The sequence below is a fragment of the Streptomyces celluloflavus genome (assembly GCA_000720995.1).
Taxonomy (GTDB): domain Bacteria; phylum Actinomycetota; class Actinomycetes; order Streptomycetales; family Streptomycetaceae; genus Streptomyces; species Streptomyces celluloflavus.
Map to the genome: position 1 here is coordinate 84,908 of JOEL01000004.1, position 15,922 is coordinate 100,829.

The window sequence follows — 15,922 nt, forward strand, 5'->3', positions numbered from 1 at the left end:
GGGGGCAAGGTCCGCTCCCCACATAGGTCCGGGGCAAGGTCCGCTCCCCCACATGAGTCCGGGAGCGACCTCCGCTCCCTACAGGGAGTAGAGGAAGGAACTTCCCGCTCTCCACGACTCAGTGGGGCGGGAAACCTCCGCCCTCCCTCCATGACCAGGGGGGAATCCCCCGGTCCCTACCACCCCCGGTCCCTACCAGGGGCAACCCACACGACGCCGCAGAATCAGGAGGTGGTCACCTTCGGCGAACGGATGGCCATGGAACGCGACGATCTCACCACGCTGCGCTCGCTCGGATTCGAAGATGACGAGTTGCAGGAATTGAGGCTCTGGGAGCCTGCTACTGGTGACCCCTTCGACTTGGCAGAGATGTACCTACGTCGTAGCAAGAAGAAGGACACCCTCACCTCCCTGCGGCAGCAAGTTCGGGAAATGTGTGGCCACGCCCGCAGCGAAAACATAAGAATTCGCCATCTGTGGTTCGAACAGCGCAGCGCGAGCAAGGCGAGCGTGCGGCGCGAGGAGTTCGAAAAGGCCACAGGTGCAGTGATGACAGGGCTCTCCAAAACGCTTTATGTCTTCAAGACCAGTCGCCTTTCCCGCCGAGGAATGGGGCAGGTTGGACTACTGCTGGATGAGTTCGACACGCGAAAGGCACGGATCTGCGTCACGGCCGAGCGGATTGATTCGTCAAAGTCACGGATGATCCTTGCGATTCTTTCTGAGCAAGCGCGGGAGCAAGTCGCAGATATCTCACAGTTCGCACAGCTGAGCATCACCGCGAACAAGGCAGAGGGTAAGTGGACAGGTGGGGTAGCGCCGTACGGCCTCTATTCACCGAAAGGTTCCGGCAAACTCGCCCGTAATCCAAAGGAGTACCCGACGGCGCGTCGCATTGCTGTCTACCTGCTGAACCGCATGACCCCAGCCTGGATAGCCAACAAGCTCAATAGCGAGGGACTGCGTACGCGCCACGGGCGCAAATGGACAGACACAGGGATCATCAGCCTGTCGCATTCCGTGACATGGGCCGGCTTGGTCGCCAACCGGGAAAAGATGCGAGACGAGCACGGAAACGAACTCGACAAGTACCACCGTGGCGGCACGCCACTACTCGACAAGAAGGGACACCCAATCTCTCTGGGTGAGGGTGTCATTTCGTTCTCAGAGCACGTGAAGATCGCACGCATCCTTGCCGATCGCGCCCATCCGGGCACGACCATTGGCGACCGCTCACGGGGAAAGCGCGAGATCGTAACCATCCTCACGGATATTCTCCGGTGCGGACGCTGTAAAGGCCCAATGGAAAATGGCGGGATCAACTACCGTTGCCAAGCTCGACAGCGTCAAGGCGTGTCGTCATGCCAAGGAATGTCAACCGACCGCGCCAGGATCGATAAGGAGATAGCAGGTATGTGGGAACACCACATACTCAGCCTCTCGCCGGAGTCTGACGTCATCCACGCAATCGCACGTAAGTGGCTCGACTACAAGGACCCCGCCAAGGAAAAGCGTAAGCAGGAAGTAACGGCCGCACTCGAAAGCGCAGCGTCACGAGAACTCAAGTTGCAGAAAGAATTCTTCATCGGCGGCGGAATGGACGAAACCCTCTACGACTCCCTGCGCCGCGAGCTTGCGGATCAGATAACCGCCATGAAATCCGAACTGAAGGAACTTTCGAAGAGTGCCGACCTGACCACACTGGTTCACCCGGAGCCTTTGGCCCTGCTTTGGCAAAACGCGGGACCTAGTGGCCAGCGGGCACTACTCCGGGCAGCAATGAGAAAGATCGTGCTGAGTCCACCAAAGGGGCGTGGTGATCGCACACCGCTCGAAAGGCGCATGAAAATCGACTGGATAGAAAAGAACACTGACGAGTCACCCCTAGACAAAGCATTCGCCCACGTCGAGGAGAAGAGGCGCGCTCATCTAGCTGCGTAGCCCACAACGCCGTGGAAGCCCCGGAAAGCTTAACGCTACCGGGGCTTCTCCATGCCCAGAAATGCAGGACCGCATTAATGCAGCACATATACGAGTACACGCCCAGCACTAACGACGTGATGCCCCGATCACGGAAGGCACATCCGCCGATTTCTGCGAGCGTTTCGACGTGAAACAACGGAGAGGGAACATGAATAACCCGCACTACATAGCCCTGGTGAACATGCTCAAAGAAGCAGAATCCGCAGCATGGGCACTCGTCTGCGGCGGTGACGAACAGGCCCCGAGGACACACCAACTCATAGGCGCCTGCCTGCGGGCCGCTGAAGCACTGTCCGGGGCCCCTCGGTGTGCGGGGCCCAACTGCCCGCACTCCGTGCCCTACGCGGGCCGTGGACGCCCTCCTCGGTTCTGCTCCCGATCCTGCCGGGACCGGGCCGCCCGCAGCGCCAGGCAGCGAGAGGAACGAGGTGAAGAGTGACGAGTTACTAATTTTTTTGACGCGTAACAAAAAACAGAAAGAAATAAGAAAACTAAGAAAGAAGGAGGCACCGTGACACGTCATCATCATTCGTCTTCGTCGGAGGAGGTGACCGCATGGGCTACTACTCCGCCGCTGACCAACTCGACCGCTGCGAACGCTGCGGTGAGTACCTGACAGGCCGACAGGAGCGCTACTGCTCCCCCGCCTGCCGTCAGGCAGCACATCGTGCCCGCAACCGGCCGGCTCACGTCCCCATGAAGCCGTGCGCGCTGTGCGGGGAACTTTTCGAGCCGCTGCACCACCGACAGAAGTTCTGCAACTACGCGGACGAAGCAGGGACCGAATGCCAGGCCATGCAGGACGACTTGGAGGAAGCCGCCTGGCTCACCCAGGAGGCCCGTAAAGAGGCCCGGTGCGCTCATTGCTCCAAGCCTGCCGGATGGATCGGCAGAGGCCGTCCTAGAAGGTTCTGCTCGCGGCGCTGCAAGCAGGCTGACTACCGGAAGCGCGTAGCCCAACAGGCCGCATAGCAGTACCAGTTCCGCCCCCGATATGTCACAGGGGGCTTTTTCATGCCCGAAACCACTTCCGAAAGGAGACGCCACCCCGACCAGCCAGCGGGGTGGCCACGACTCATGGACACCACCGAGAACATTCACGACCAGGACGAGCACAACAAAACTGCCGCCACGCCCGCTGAGAGCCCCGCGGCCGAAGACGAGCAGATCACCCCCGACGATCACCATCAGGCCCTAGAGGAGGCGCACAGCCGTTTGGAGGCGGCACAGAAGCGCATCGACACGATGGTGTTGCGCGAGATCGAGCACCAGGCCCGGCAGCGCCTCGACGTTCCCTCTGACCTTTTCGACCTCGGAAAGCATCAGGTTGCCGATCTGCTCGGCGAGAACGGTGACGTTGACGCCGAAAGAGTCACCGCCGCGATCGATGCGCTGCTGAAGTCCCGCCCCAACCTTGCCGTCCGCCCGACCGGTTGGGGTGATGTGGGCGGCGGGCCGCGCAGCAGCACCAATAGCGACACGCCCGACTGGAACACCGCACTGCGCGGACATCAGGGCTAACACGCCGAACCGACCAGTCCGACACACCGAAGAGAAGAGAAAACATGTCCATTTACACCAACACGCCCGGCACGCAGGGCATCCTGCCCGACGAGTACGGAGCGCTGGTCGAAAAGCCCGTCAAGGAACTGTCCCTGGCCATGAAGCTCGGCACGGTGGTCAACACGGCAAGTTCCGTCTACCGCATTCCGATCCTCGCAGGGGACGTGACAGTGGGTGCCGTCGCCGAAGGAGCCGAGATCACACCCTCTGATGTGAAGTTCGACGAGAACAAGATCAAGCCTTCCAAGTTCGCCGGTCTGACAGTCATCAGCCGGGAAATGGCGGAGGACAGTTCCCCGTCCGCTGGGGAACAGGTTGGCCGCTCCATTGCCCGGCAGATATCGAACAGCGTTGATAACGCATTCCTGAATGCGCTGACCGACCCGAACCCCGCCGGGCTCGGTTCGCTCAAGGGGATTTCCAAGGTGGACGCCCCGGTTGTCTACGCGAATCTCGATCCGTTCGAAGAGGCTGTTTCCATCTCAGAAGCAGCCGGCGGAAATATCACGGCATGGGTAATGACCGCTGCGACTGCACTCGATATCGCCAAGCTCAAGGATCAGGCCAACTCGAACCGCAGTCTCCTCAATACGGATATGACGATGGCGGGGCGGCGGCAGGTCCTCGGGCGCCCGGTATATGTGACGCCCTTTGTTCAGCCGGACATTGTGTACGGCGTCAGTCGTGATGATCTGCTGACGATCGTGCGCAGTGGTACTCGGCTGGATGTTGATAAGTCCGTTTACTTCACCAGTGACCGTGTGGCTGTTAAAGGCACTATGCGTGTCGGCTTCGGCTTCCCCATTGAAGCCGCGCACGTCCGTATTCAGAACGCTGCCAAGTAGCCAGGACGGGCCGGGGGTTAGCGATGAGCCCCCGGCCCTGTTGGGAGACCCCCTATGCCCCGTAAGCCCCGCACCCCGTGCTCTGTCCCTGGATGTCCCGAACTCACCAATGGCGGGCGCTGTGCTGCACATGAGAAGCAAGCGAACAGGCAACGCGTAACACGTGGAGGCAGTTCGTACGGTCCTCTCTGGCCACGTATCCGCAGCGCATTCCTATACGTCAATCCGTGGTGTGTGCTGTGCGGTCGCGAGGCGAAAGTAGCTGACCATTTTCCGCACAGCCGACGGGACCTCATATCTCAAGGTGTGAGCGATCCTGATTCGTTCAAGTGTCTGCGCGCATTGTGTGCACGCTGCCACAGCAGAGAGACAGCAAAGCATCAACCAGGAGGATGGGCGGCCGAAAAGGCACCGAAAGCACCACCATTCTGATTAGCGGACCAGGCGGGCGCTCCTCTCCTCCTGAAAAGGGGCGCGGGCGGGAGGCAAAAGACTCTCGCCGGAGCTGCGGGTGTTTTTGGTACCCGCGACCGGCACCCCATACAAGGAAGTGAGGTTGCATGGCCGACAGATACAGGCCCAAGTCAGCCGTTCAGCAGGCACGCGAAGGGAACCCTTCAAAGGCAGCCATCAAAGAGGGCGTGATCGTGCCCCGCGCGATCCTCACCGAACCAGACTGGACGGGAGTTTTCCCGCCCTCGCCCGATCCTGCTGTTGAACCAGCGAACATCCGATGCCGGGAAGTCGCGTCCGAGGAATGGCGGCGCATCGTCCCCATTCTGGAAGTCGCCGCCGGGATCGGCGAAGTGGACCACACCACTGTGAAAGACCTGTGCGTGTGCGTCGCCCGCATCGACCAGGCCGAGCGAGACCTGTCCGAGCGCGGATTGATCGTGACCGCCGAGCGCGGGACGGTGAAGAACGGAGCCGCGACCATCGCGGGGCAGTATCGCAGCCAACTCGCGCGATACATCCGGGAGTTGGGTCTCTCGCCGAGCGCCCGAACAGCGATCACAGCGCCGGAGCCCGAGGATGACGGCTCGGACGTGTGGGACTGACCGCCTCACCACAGAACCCCCGCGCCCGTCTCCCCGAGATTCCGGGACTGCGGGCGTGGGGGCTTTCTGCGTTCCAGCGACGGCTAGCCCCGTCACCCAGTGGGAGAAGTGCGCGGGAGCCCCTCTGTCTCGCTGGGCTTACACAGTGGTAAGCCTGTCGCACTGGACAGCAGAGACAAACGCGGACCAGGCGGCCGGGGCGATCGCGAGCACGGGGCCGTGCGGATCCTTGGAGTCACGGACGGGGACGATGCCCGTTGCGGCGGCAGTGGCCGGTGCCCACTCGATGCACTCACCGCCGTTGCTCTGGCTGTAGCTGGAGCTGGTCCAGTCGGGGAAGTCGGCATTGGTCATGAGCAGTCCTTAACAATGCAGTTGATCAGCTCCGCCGTCTCGTCCGGCGGCGCGGCCATGGCCACCAACAGATCATAGGCATCCTGGGCTTGGGCAACGTCGGCAGGTTCGGACAGCACGAAGCCGCGCGGGAAGCCGTCCACGTGCGCTACGTCCGGCCCATCCGTGAGGGTGAGCAACCCAAAGGGGCTGACTACCAAATTGTTGACCTTGCTCCCGGGGATGATCTGGACGCGATGCCTGGGTGTCTCGGCAAGCTCGTGGATGTGGTGGAGCTGAGCGCGCATGATCTCTGCGCTACCCACCGGGTTCCGTAGGGCGGACTCGTTGAGGATCAACCAGAGCCGCGCCGGATCTTCGTCACGCGTCAAGATCTCCTGCCGCTCCATTCGCACGCGGATCAGGTCTGCGAAGTTCGTTGGCCGACCGGCCCGCAACACTTCTTCGGCGTACGGATGGATCTGCACAAGCCCCGGAAGAAGCGTGGGGTGGAACATCTTCACCACCGCCGCCTTCTTCTCCAACGCAACGTACGGCGCGAACCAATCCGGAATGCCCCGCCGGGCCAGCTTGTTCCGCAGCCGAAGGTAGACCCCAGGCGTACCGGCGACGCGGTCCATGGCTTTGGCGAATGACTCGGATGCCATCACGCTGCCGTTCTCGACCTTGGACACCTGCCCTTGGTTGTAGCGGAGTTCGGTGGCGAACTCGCCTTGTGAAAGGCCCATGGACTTCCTGAGCGCCTTGACCTCTTCGCCGAAGTACGAAGCCCCGTCCTTGGCGCCACTCTCCTGGCTGACTCCTTCGACCATCTGTTTCAACTCCCGGATATGCCGAGTCCGTTGGCATGGATTTAGACCTGGTCAGCGTACGCCCAAGTGCCGACTCTTGGGAGGTCAGGCGCAACGGGGCCGCGAGACACGAAAGGCACAGCTATGGCGACCGAACTACCGAACAGACGGCCGTTAGTCGGGCCTGCCCCCGTGGACGGCTGCCGCATCTGCTACGCGGCCGTACAGGGCCGGGCCGCCGCGTGGACGCGGGGCGACGAGCGGGGAGTTCAGAGCTTCAACGAGATGGTTGATCAGCACCCCCACCAGCGCGCCACGGACCGGCGGGGGACGACATGAGCCCGGACGCCTTGACGTGGCCGCCGTGCGACTGCCCCCGGCCTGACTGTCCCTACCGCGCGGACACGGTCCGGGACGGGCTGACGTGCAGCACGCCGGTTTACGCCACGGACAGTCCCGCCCTTGCGAGGCTGCGGGCGCGTGTTCGTGAGGACTGTGAGAGCCGGCGTCGTCTCGGTCCCCTGGGGCGGCTGCTGTGACGGTGCAGGGGTCCGCCACAGAACCGCCCCAGCCTCCCACTGATCCTTTCGCGGGCACTCCGTACGAGGGCAGTCCCGAGGGCTGGTGGACGCCGTACGGCGGGGCGCTGGACACGGAATCGGGCGTGGTCTGCGTACCGCCCGGCCCCCGCCGCCACGCCGCACCGCCGAAGCCTCCGACGCGGACGGTGCGGGTGATCGGCCGGTTTGGATGGCCCGCGTTCGTTTCTGTGGTCTTCCTGTCCTGCTTCGGCGTGATCGCCCTGGCCGTATCCGGCCGCCTATGAGACTCCGCCCCTGTCCGGATGAGAAGCCTCAATCCGTCCCCCACGGACGAAGGTCACCCCGGGCAGGGGCGGGCACCACCCCCGTCCCGATCTATGAGCGGCCCTTGCAGATTGGGGCGGGCCCACCCGACCGAACCAGCAGAAGGAGGCTGAGCCGTGCGCGACGATAGGGACGTGGCGATACCGACCTAGGAATAGGCGCGTTCCCTGCGCCTGAAACGGATTCGTCCGGCTGTCTCCAAGGGCAGCGGCAACCGAACGGGTCAGCAAATGCAGTGCACCACTCAGAAGAGAGAAGCACGCATGACAGTAGTAGCGAACGACCTAAGCACGGGCCGGGGGCTGGTTAGCCCGGAACTGTTCGACAGCTTGGTTCACTTCGTGGTCACCCACAACGGGCAGCCCACGGAGCGGGCGGAGCGCATCGCCGACCAGGCGGTTGCATTCGTCGCCACGGCCGCAACGGCCACGGTGGGCATGGTCCCGTCGGATGACGTGGACTTCGGCGTTCACGCGCTCATTCTGCACACCAAGGAATACGCGGAGTTCTGCCAGGAACACGCGGGCCGGTTCCTGCACCACAACCCCCGGCCAGGCGGTGGAGGGCGCACCCTCGAAGCAGTGACAGCTTCGGCACACGCCATGAAGGCCGCGCGCTTCATGGTCATCGATGAACTGTGGACCGTGAACGGGGAAAACGCCGCTCAGTGCGACGCGGACTGCGGACGCCCGTACGGAGCCTTCGGCGGTGGCAAGGACGAAGACGACGGCGGGGGCGGCAACCCCCCGACCGGCGACAGCGACGACGGCCGCGACTACAACAGCTAACCGCCAGTAGTCTCACCCGACCTGTGGGGCCGATCCTCTCAAACGGGGGATCGGCCCCTTCCGATGAGAGGATTCAACGATGTCCGGACAAGGGCCATATGACCTCCCCACCCACGTTCAAAGCGCCGTAACGCCGCTGAGCAAGCGACTCGTCGTCAACCGGCGCGGCTCCACCGTCTGGGATGTACAGAGTCGCGCCGGCCGTTTCGCTGTCAAGCTCGGCTACCCCACCCAAGCGCACGGATGGACAGCATGGGCCCCCGCCCGAGAGGCCGTCATCCTTCGCCAACTAATCCCTGATGAGGTTCAGTTCGGAGAGTGGGAAGAGGGCACGTGGAGCGCGCAGCCATGGCGCGACGGCGAATCCCTCTACAACCTGTGGGAGCCCCACCGGCAGGCGGCAGAGCCCTCAACGCCCAACCTTGACGAAGCGCGTTCATGCGCCGTTGCGCTCACCCATCTACATGAAGGCGGTTGGGTACACGGCGACGTGCAGCCCAATCACTTCGTCATCGGGCCTACCGGAACCTTCCTGATCGACTTGGCGCTAGCACAGGGCGGAGAAGTCCCGAAGATCTACGACTTCCGATATCGAGGCTGCCTAGTCCACTACGAAGCGCCGGAGATCTCGCGGAGCATCCTGGAGAGCGGCACCGCAGTGCCGACGAAGGAAGCCGACGTTTACGCGCTGGGTGCATCCTGGTTCATCTCCGCCACCGGGTGGAGGCACGTCTCCTACCCGGACGACGCCGACCGGAAAGACCAGCGACAAGCCATCGTGGACAAGCCACACCGGCCCATCAACGTACCGGGCACCCTCGGCAAGATCATTGAGCAGATGATGAGTCGCGACCCGGCCGACCGGCCGACCGGCGCGGAGATCTGCGAAGAGCTGGGCCACGCCCGCTGAGCCCCCGAAGCGGCCCCGCCTGGACCCCATCCGGGCGGGGCTCTGTACTGTCCCGGACGGGCCGCATAGACGCTGGTCAGGGCCTCGCGGTAACCTATGGCTCCGTTGGTTCACGGGCAAGCGATGTCCGACCAGATTTCGACGCGCATGAGCTGACTTTCCTCGGGGTGAATGTGCCCCTGTGCAACCACGCGGGAGACCGCTCTATTCCGGCCACATCACGGCGCGGGCACGGCAGGCCCGGCTCTGAAGCGGGCCTTGCCCGTGCGGCACCGGTGGCGCTTGTGGGCTGACGGGGCCATACCACGCCTGACCTGTGTAAACGGAGGAATGAACGCACAACACCGCAGACTCAGGAGGTGGTCCTCTTCGACGGACCGACGACCACGGAACGCGATGGCCTGATCACACTGCACTCACCCGGATCCGGGGGCCGCGAGTCGCCTGAGTCGTGGAAGGCATGGACTGCGTGGACGGGAACGCTCTGGTGCTGTGCCGCGGGTGCCACGGCCTCAAGACCGCTGCAGAGTTCGGGGCTGCCGCATGACACTGCCTCGGACGGTGGATGAACCGTCCGAGGCGGAACGACGCTCGGTGTTCCGCCAGCTACACCACCACCGCACTGACAAGAGCCGCCCTGCTGGCAGCAGCAGGTGCAGTTCGGGCCGCACGTGCGGCGCTTCGCCGGATGGGTACGGGGCCCTTTCGTCGCACTAGGACGCCTCTACCTCCTCCATCAGCAACCGAAGCGTCAACGAGTGCTTTTCCGGAGGTAGCTCCTCCATCGCCGCGCGTGCGTACGCGACGCCCCCGCCCCTGTCTCCTGACCGGGCCAGCATCAACCCACGGTGCATCTCAAGATGAGTCGCGAAGCGGGGAAGTGTCACGGGCAGTTCCCGCCGCGCGGCTTCCTGCGCCTCGACGGCTCTCCGTTCATCCCCGAGCCTGGCGAGCAGTAGCGAGCGGAAGACATTCAGCCGCCACCATGGCACGGCGTAGTCGCTGGTCTGCTCATAGGAACCCACCTTGTCGAACACCCGTTGCCCCCGCTCTGCGAGCTGGAGAGCCGTCACCCGGTCTCCTCGCAATGCGGCGGCATGCGCCTTGCCGTATATCGCGTTGAGGAGCCCCAGCGACGGCTTGTCGCTGATGGCCATTGCCTGATCGGCCAGCACGTCGGCGACGCCGAGTGAGGCCCCCTCGTACCCGAGGGCGATGGCCGCGCGGCCCCGTACCCATACGCGGGCCTGATCGTCACCGGATCGGTCGACGGCCTCAGCCGCGAGCCGGTACCAGCTGACCGCCTTGGCCCCGTCCGATCCGGGAAACGTCTTCGCGTACAAGGTCATGAGCCGGGACGCCACGGACCACAGCCGAGGGTTCTCCAACTGCTGCTGGACCACGACCAGCTCACCGGATACCCGACGCTGAATGTCGGCAGCGCCGAGACTCATGTACTCGGTTCCGTACGTAGCCAGCTTGCCCTCCCAGTCATCCACAGAAGGCCCGCCGGCAAGGCGGGCAGAGAACCCCACGCCGAGCAGGTCAGAGGCCACCACAGGGGCTATGGCGGTCGCTGCAACATCGCTGATGAACGTACGGCGCTTCACTTCACCTTCCAGAACGGCTAGGGGTACGTCGAGGACAGCCGAGAGGCATCGGAGGTAATACGGCCCCGGTGTCACCTTCGAACGCTCCCACCGGCTGACGTACTCCCGGTCAAGGTTTGTTCCAAAGGCATCGTTGATCTCCGACGCCAGCCGTCCCTGCGACCAGCTGCGTGCCATGCGAAGGTCTTTGATCAGTTCCCCTACGGCCATGGATCCATCTTGCCCCTATCCCTGCCACTGGACAGCCAAGTGCGGCTCCCAGAAGACCACTTGCCCCTACGGATGCCACTAATCCGCTCCCTTTGCGGGCGGGACCATCACCGGGACATAACGTCGGCGAAGAGGACAAGCCATGACCAGCAGCGAAGCCCGGCGGTTCCTCTCCCGTCCATCTGGAGCGCACGGGGTCGGCGACATGCTCCTGGTACGTAAATCCGATCCCGGAACGGAAGGGGCGGACGTCGCCCCCGGCGACGGGCTCGGGTGGCCAAAGTGCCAGTGCGAAAGCCCGCGTTGTCCTGACTACGCACCCCGCCAGGACTGCCCGCTGAAGGACTGAGTGCCAAGGTCCGGAAACCCACGGCTGCAACAAGGACCTACGCCGACGGTGACACCAACGGAGAGGGCCGCAGCCGGCCACCCATGAACTCCGCCCCTGCCGGACGTAGCCGGATCTCGTTCCCCATGCAATTCGGAATCCCGGCAAGGGCGGGGAACCTCAAACCACCAGTCGTAAGGAGTCTCACGATGAGCACTGCCCAAAACCGACTGAAATTTGCATGGTTGGAGGTGACGGGACTCTGTAACGAGTTCTGCGACCACTGCTATGCGGACTCGTCTCCCAAGGGAACGCACGGGGACATGACCGTGCAGGACTGGAAGCTCGTCATCGAGCAACTCGCGGACGTGGGCGCGCTTGATGTGCAGTTCATCGGCGGGGAGCCGACGCTGTACCCGCACCTGCGTGAACTGATCACGCACGCCCACGGAACGGGGCTCTCCATCGAGGTGTTCTCCAACATGACCCACATTCGGGATGAGCTGTGGGAGACCTTCACGGACTGCGAGGTCAAACTCGCAACGTCGTACTACTCCGACAGCGCGCAGGAACACGACCGGGTGACCAGGCTCCGGGGGTCTCACCGACGAACCCGGGCGAACGTGGAAAAGGCGCTCAGCCTGGATATCCCGCTGCGTGGCGGTGTCGTTGCGGTACGGGAGGGTCAACGCGTCCAAGAGGCGGCAAGGGACCTTGCCGCCCTCGGTGTGGGACAAGTCAGCGGCGACCGGACGCGGGCATTCGGGCGGGCGAGCAAGGGCGCGTCGCCGGCCCTCGGAGACCTGTGCGGGCACTGCGCCCACGAGAAGTGCGCGATCGGTCCGGCCGGGGAGGTGTGGCCGTGCGTGCTCGGGCGTTCCCTGACCCTCGGCAACGTGCTGGACACGCCGCTCGCCGACATCTGGGGCGGGACGCGGATGGCCGAGGTATCAGCCGGGATTTCGGCGGTGCACGGGGAGGGCGCACAGTCGTGCACGCCTCCGCAGTTCCTCCCCATGTGCGGGCCGTGCGGGCCGTGTGTCCCGTCGGTGGGTCATTGCGACCCGAGGGAGGCGGGCGGTGTGGCGACCACGGCTACGATCGGCGCACCCGTTTGACACTCTGAGATCCGCAGGAGCGCGCCAATGGACGATCACGGGGACGACTTCGGCCGGTGGGTAGCAGAAGGCACCGCCGACGCAGCACAGCGGACCGAAGAGCAGTGGGCCGTCATCGCCGGGTACATCCGGCACGCGGCAAACAAGATCGGTCCGCCGCTGCCACTCTGCCTTCCTGATGAGCCGCAGGAATGCGGACGGAGTGCTCAGCAGCACGTCTTGGCGTGGTCGGCGCATCTCAAGGCCGTTGCGCACCACCTCATCGAGGATGCGGCCCCGTCCGAGGCACGGGCGGCTCACGTCGCCGGACCGCTGTACCGACGGCGACTGGCGGAGCTACGAGCCCAGGCCCCCTCGGTGCACCCGACGCGCTGACCGGAGCGGCCCCGTCCGTGCGCTGCCTCTGTGACGTGCGGCCGGCGCTCCGTTGCCATTCCCGCCTACCTCGGTAGCCCGCCCCGCCCTGCGACAGCGGACCGGCACGCGGCGGGCGACAGCAGCACGCGCCAAACGGTCACAAAGTGAGCATCAACGCCAGATGAGTCGCATCGGGCGCAGGCCGGCGGGCCGGATCCGGCTGCCAGCCGAGCCGAGCGTAAAAGGTGCGGGCGCGGCGGTTGTGCCAGAGGACGTCCAGGGCGGCCCGGGAGCAGCCGGCCGTGCGCCAGGCGTGCAGGCAGGCGGTGTGCAGGGCGCGGCCGACGCCCGTTCCCCAGTGGGCGGGGTCGACATGCAGTTGGTGCAGGGTGACGGTGTCCGGGTCGGCGCGGCGGCGGTACGCGGCGGCGCCGATGACGGTGCCGTCGCGTTCGGCGCAGAGTACGGGGGTGTCCTCGCGGTCCAGGACACGGTCCCAGAGGGTGTGGCCGCGGGCGTGTTCGGCCGGGGTGTCGAAGGGCGCGTCGGGCACCCGGGCGCGGGCGTACGCGGCGCGGGCGCGGGTGTGCAGGGTGACGATGGCCGCCAGATCCGCGGCGGTCGCGGCGCGTATCCGGGGGGCGGGTGCGTCGGGGTCCCGGTGCACGGGCCGGCCTCCTACGCGCCCGCGGGGCGGCCGTTGACCCGGCGCGGCAGGCCGAGCGGGTTCTCCTCGCGCAGTTCGGGCGGCAGCAGCGCGGGCGGGGTGTCCTGGTAGGCGACCGGGCGCAGCCAGCGTTCGATGGCGGTGGCGCCGACGGAGGTGGCGGTGGAGGTGGTGGCCGGGTAGGGGCCGCCGTGGTGCTGGGCGGGCGCGACCGCGACGCCGGTGGGCCAGTTGTTGACGACGACGCGGCCGGCGAGCGGGGTGAGACCGGCGAGCAGCCGGGCGCCACGGCCCTCGTCGTCGCTGCCGGCGCTCTCCGCCTCGCCGAGGTGCAGCGTCGCGGTGAGGTTGCCGGGGAGCCGGGCGAGGACGGCGGTGATCTCGGCCTCGTCGGCGTAGCGGGCCAGGACGGTCACCGGGCCGAAGCACTCCTCCAGGAGGATGTCGTGCGGCCCTTCGGTGGCGAGGCGGGCGGCGGGGACGGTGAGGAACCCCGCGCTGACGGTGTGCTCGCCGCCCGCACCGGGGGTCACCGGTGCCTGGACGCCGGGGAGTTGGGCGCGGGTGCGGACGCCGTCGAGGAAGGCGTCCCGCATCCGGCGGTCCAGCAGCACACCCGCCTCGGTGTCGCTGACCGCGGCGGTGAGCGACGTCAGCAGCCGGTCGCCCCTCTCGCCCTCGGGCGCCAGGACGAGGCCGGGCTTGACGCAGAACTGGCCGACGCCGAGGGTCATCGATCCGGCCAGTCCGGCGCCGATCTGCTCCGCGCGCTCGCCGGCCGCCGCCTCGGTGATCACGACGGGGTTGAGGCTGCCCAGTTCGCCGTGGAAGGGGATGGGGTGCGGGCGGGCCGCGGCGGCGTCGTAGAGGGCGCGGCCGCCGCGCACCGAGCCGGTGAATCCGGCGGCGGTGATCAGCGGGTGGCCCACCAGATCGAGGCCGGACCGGAAGCCGTGCACCAGCCCCAGCACGCCCTCGGGCAGCCCGGTGTCGGCGGCGGCGCGGCGCAGCAGGGCGGCGCACAGTTCGGAGGTGGCGGGGTGGTCGGGGTGCGCCTTGACGACGACCGGGCAGCCGGCCGCCAGCGCGCTGGCGGTGTCACCGCCGGGTACGGAGAAGGCGAGCGGGAAGTTGCTGGCGGCGTAGACCGCGACGACGCCCAGCGGGATCTTGTAGCGGCGCAGGTCGGGGCGGGGCGGGGTGAGGGCGGGGTCGGCGTGGTCGATCAGTACGCCGAGGAACTCGCCCTCCGCCACGATGTCCGCGAAGGCCCGCAGCTGGTAGGTGGTGCGGGCCAGTTCGCCGGTGAGCCGGCCGGGGCCGAGCGCGGTCTCGGCGTCGGCGGCCTCGATGACCTGCTCGCCCGCCTCGTCGAGCAGGTCGGCCGCGCGGTGCAGGAAGGCGGCGCGCAGGCCCCGGTCGGCGAGCGGGGCGCGGGCGGCGTGCGCGGCGCGCACCGCGGCGTCCACCTCCGCCGCCATGGCCTCCACCGCGACCTGTTCACGGCGCTTCCCGTTGCGGGGGTCGACGCTCCAGACTGGTGCTGCTGCCGCTGTTGCCACCGTGCGTTCCTCCTGAGCGAACTCTTGCCGCATCCCGGGTGGCGTTCTATATGCTGAACGCCGTCCCACATGGTGAATATCCGGGCCTCTGGGACTCTATGGCTGTCCGAACAGAGGGGTCAAGGCCGATGTCAGCTGCCGATACCGGTGGATCGCAGGTCAAGTCCGCGGTACGGACGGTGGAGTTGCTGGAGTACTTCGCGGGCCGCCCCGGTATGCACAGCCTGGCCTCCGTCCAGGAGGCCGTCGGTTACCCCAAGTCCAGTCTCTACATGCTGCTGCGCACCCTCGTCGACCTGGGCTGGGTCGAGACCGACGCCACCGGCACCCGTTACGGCATAGGCGTCCGCGCCCTGCTGGTCGGCACCTCGTACATCGACGGTGACGAGGTGGTGGCCGCGGCCCGGCCGACGCTGGACCGGCTCTCGGACGACACCACGGAGACCATCCACCTCGCGCGGCTGGACGGCGTCAATGTCGTCTATCTCGCCACCCGTCAGTCGCAGCACTATCTGCGGCCGTTCACCCGGGTCGGCCGCCGGCTGCCCGCGCACTCGACGTCGCTGGGCAAGGCGCTGCTCGCCACGTACACCGACGACCAGGTCCGGGCCATGCTGCCGGCCACCCTCCCGGCCCTGACCGAGCACACCCGCACCGACCGCGAGCAGCTGATCGAGGAGCTGCACACGGTGCGCGAGCAGGGCTACGCGGTGGACCGCGAGGAGAACACGCTGGGCCTGCGCTGCTTCGGCGTGGCGATTCCGTACCGCACCCCGGCGCGGGACGCGATCAGCTGCTCGGTACCGGTGGCCCGGCTGACCCCGGCGCACGAGCAGCTGATCAAGGACGCGCTGTTCGACGCCCGCGACCGGCTGACGCTGGCCACCCGGCGGCTCTGAGGCACGGCCGGGC

13 protein-coding genes and 1 pseudogene are annotated in these 15,922 nt (G+C 66.0%); 9 read left to right on the top strand and 5 right to left on the bottom strand.

Features of this window, described 5'->3' with window-relative positions; all coding sequences use genetic code 11:
- The first annotated feature begins 231 nt into the window (after window positions 1-231).
- From IH09_RS36635 to IH09_RS05510, 4 genes are all read left to right on the top strand, one after another.
- Window positions 232-1,941, top strand: a complete 1,710-nt coding sequence (locus tag IH09_RS36635) for a recombinase family protein (protein WP_190233210.1) — start codon at window positions 232-234, stop codon at window positions 1,939-1,941.
- A gap of 1,119 nt (window positions 1,942-3,060) precedes the next feature.
- Window positions 3,061-3,504, top strand: a complete 444-nt coding sequence (locus IH09_RS05500) for a hypothetical protein (RefSeq protein ID WP_052854580.1) — start codon at window positions 3,061-3,063, stop codon at window positions 3,502-3,504.
- Window positions 3,471-4,391: a phage major capsid protein gene (locus IH09_RS05505; protein ID WP_275126371.1), complete on the top strand. Its 921-nt coding sequence runs from the start codon at window positions 3,471-3,473 to the stop codon at window positions 4,389-4,391. The genes IH09_RS05500 and IH09_RS05505 overlap by 34 nt, the downstream gene beginning before the upstream one ends.
- A 560-nt stretch (window positions 4,392-4,951) precedes the next feature.
- On the top strand, window positions 4,952-5,449 hold the full coding sequence (locus IH09_RS05510; RefSeq protein WP_110952085.1) for a phage terminase small subunit P27 family: 498 nt from the start codon (window positions 4,952-4,954) through the stop codon (window positions 5,447-5,449).
- A gap of 138 nt (window positions 5,450-5,587) precedes the next feature.
- Here IH09_RS05510 and IH09_RS05515 read toward each other — a convergent pair whose 3' ends face one another.
- Window positions 5,588-5,803: a DUF397 domain-containing protein gene (locus tag IH09_RS05515; RefSeq protein ID WP_052854586.1), complete on the bottom strand. Its 216-nt coding sequence runs from the start codon at window positions 5,801-5,803 to the stop codon at window positions 5,588-5,590.
- Window positions 5,800-6,615, bottom strand: a complete 816-nt coding sequence (locus IH09_RS05520; RefSeq protein WP_110952086.1) for a helix-turn-helix domain-containing protein — start codon at window positions 6,613-6,615, stop codon at window positions 5,800-5,802. The genes IH09_RS05515 and IH09_RS05520 overlap by 4 nt, the downstream gene beginning before the upstream one ends.
- 1,108 nt (window positions 6,616-7,723) lie before the next feature.
- Between IH09_RS05520 and IH09_RS05525 the strand changes: the two are divergent.
- Both IH09_RS05525 and IH09_RS05530 read left to right on the top strand, forming a co-directional pair.
- Window positions 7,724-8,158, top strand: a pseudogene (locus tag IH09_RS05525) (hypothetical protein); the annotation flags it as partial.
- Window positions 8,159-8,327: 169 nt separating this feature from the next.
- On the top strand, window positions 8,328-9,158 hold the full coding sequence (locus IH09_RS05530) for a protein kinase domain-containing protein (RefSeq protein ID WP_052854588.1): 831 nt from the start codon (window positions 8,328-8,330) through the stop codon (window positions 9,156-9,158).
- Between the two features lie 713 nt (window positions 9,159-9,871).
- Here IH09_RS05530 and IH09_RS05535 read toward each other — a convergent pair.
- Complete coding sequence (locus tag IH09_RS05535; RefSeq protein ID WP_094795483.1) at window positions 9,872-10,978, bottom strand: helix-turn-helix domain-containing protein; 1,107 nt, start codon at window positions 10,976-10,978, stop codon at window positions 9,872-9,874.
- Between the two features lie 537 nt (window positions 10,979-11,515).
- Between IH09_RS05535 and IH09_RS05540 the strand changes: the two genes are divergently transcribed.
- Together IH09_RS05540 and IH09_RS05545 are read left to right on the top strand one after the other, a co-directional pair.
- Window positions 11,516-12,424, top strand: coding sequence for a radical SAM protein (locus IH09_RS05540; RefSeq protein ID WP_094795482.1), 909 nt, complete (start codon window positions 11,516-11,518; stop codon window positions 12,422-12,424).
- A 27-nt stretch (window positions 12,425-12,451) separates the two neighbouring features.
- Window positions 12,452-12,799 (top strand): hypothetical protein, encoded by a 348-nt coding sequence (locus IH09_RS05545; RefSeq protein ID WP_052854594.1) that lies wholly within the window; start codon window positions 12,452-12,454, stop codon window positions 12,797-12,799.
- Window positions 12,800-12,938: 139 nt separating this feature from the next.
- Here the strand turns inward: IH09_RS05545 and IH09_RS05550 are convergent, their stop codons facing one another.
- Both IH09_RS05550 and IH09_RS05555 read right to left on the bottom strand, forming a co-directional pair.
- Window positions 12,939-13,448, bottom strand: coding sequence for a GNAT family N-acetyltransferase (locus tag IH09_RS05550; RefSeq protein ID WP_094795481.1), 510 nt, complete (start codon window positions 13,446-13,448; stop codon window positions 12,939-12,941).
- Window positions 13,449-13,459: 11 nt separating this feature from the next.
- Entirely contained in the window at window positions 13,460-15,043 is a 1,584-nt protein-coding gene (locus tag IH09_RS05555) for an aldehyde dehydrogenase (NADP(+)) (protein ID WP_110952087.1), read from the bottom strand.
- Window positions 15,044-15,138: 95 nt separating this feature from the next.
- Here IH09_RS05555 and IH09_RS05560 point away from each other — a divergent pair, with 95 nt between their 5' ends.
- Window positions 15,139-15,909 (top strand): IclR family transcriptional regulator, encoded by a 771-nt coding sequence (locus IH09_RS05560; RefSeq protein WP_052854598.1) that lies wholly within the window; start codon window positions 15,139-15,141, stop codon window positions 15,907-15,909.
- Window positions 15,910-15,922 lie beyond the last annotated feature (13 nt).

Bases quoted from the DNA above. Each gene is read 5' to 3' on its own strand.
- IH09_RS05530 (WP_052854588.1), top strand. From the start codon at position 8,328: ATGTCCGGACAAGGGCCATATGACCTCCCCACCCACGTTCAAAGCGCC.
- IH09_RS05515 (WP_052854586.1), bottom strand. From the start codon at position 5,803: ATGACCAATGCCGACTTCCCCGACTGGACCAGCTCCAGCTACAGCCAG.
- IH09_RS05540 (WP_094795482.1), top strand. From the start codon at position 11,516: ATGAGCACTGCCCAAAACCGACTGAAATTTGCATGGTTGGAGGTGACG.
- IH09_RS05545 (WP_052854594.1), top strand. From the start codon at position 12,452: ATGGACGATCACGGGGACGACTTCGGCCGGTGGGTAGCAGAAGGCACC.
- IH09_RS05555 (WP_110952087.1), bottom strand. From the start codon at position 15,043: ATGCGGCAAGAGTTCGCTCAGGAGGAACGCACGGTGGCAACAGCGGCA.
- IH09_RS05510 (WP_110952085.1), top strand. From the start codon at position 4,952: ATGGCCGACAGATACAGGCCCAAGTCAGCCGTTCAGCAGGCACGCGAA.
- IH09_RS05560 (WP_052854598.1), top strand. From the start codon at position 15,139: ATGTCAGCTGCCGATACCGGTGGATCGCAGGTCAAGTCCGCGGTACGG.
- IH09_RS05500 (WP_052854580.1), top strand. From the start codon at position 3,061: ATGGACACCACCGAGAACATTCACGACCAGGACGAGCACAACAAAACT.
- IH09_RS05535 (WP_094795483.1), bottom strand. From the start codon at position 10,978: ATGGCCGTAGGGGAACTGATCAAAGACCTTCGCATGGCACGCAGCTGG.
- IH09_RS05520 (WP_110952086.1), bottom strand. From the start codon at position 6,615: ATGGTCGAAGGAGTCAGCCAGGAGAGTGGCGCCAAGGACGGGGCTTCG.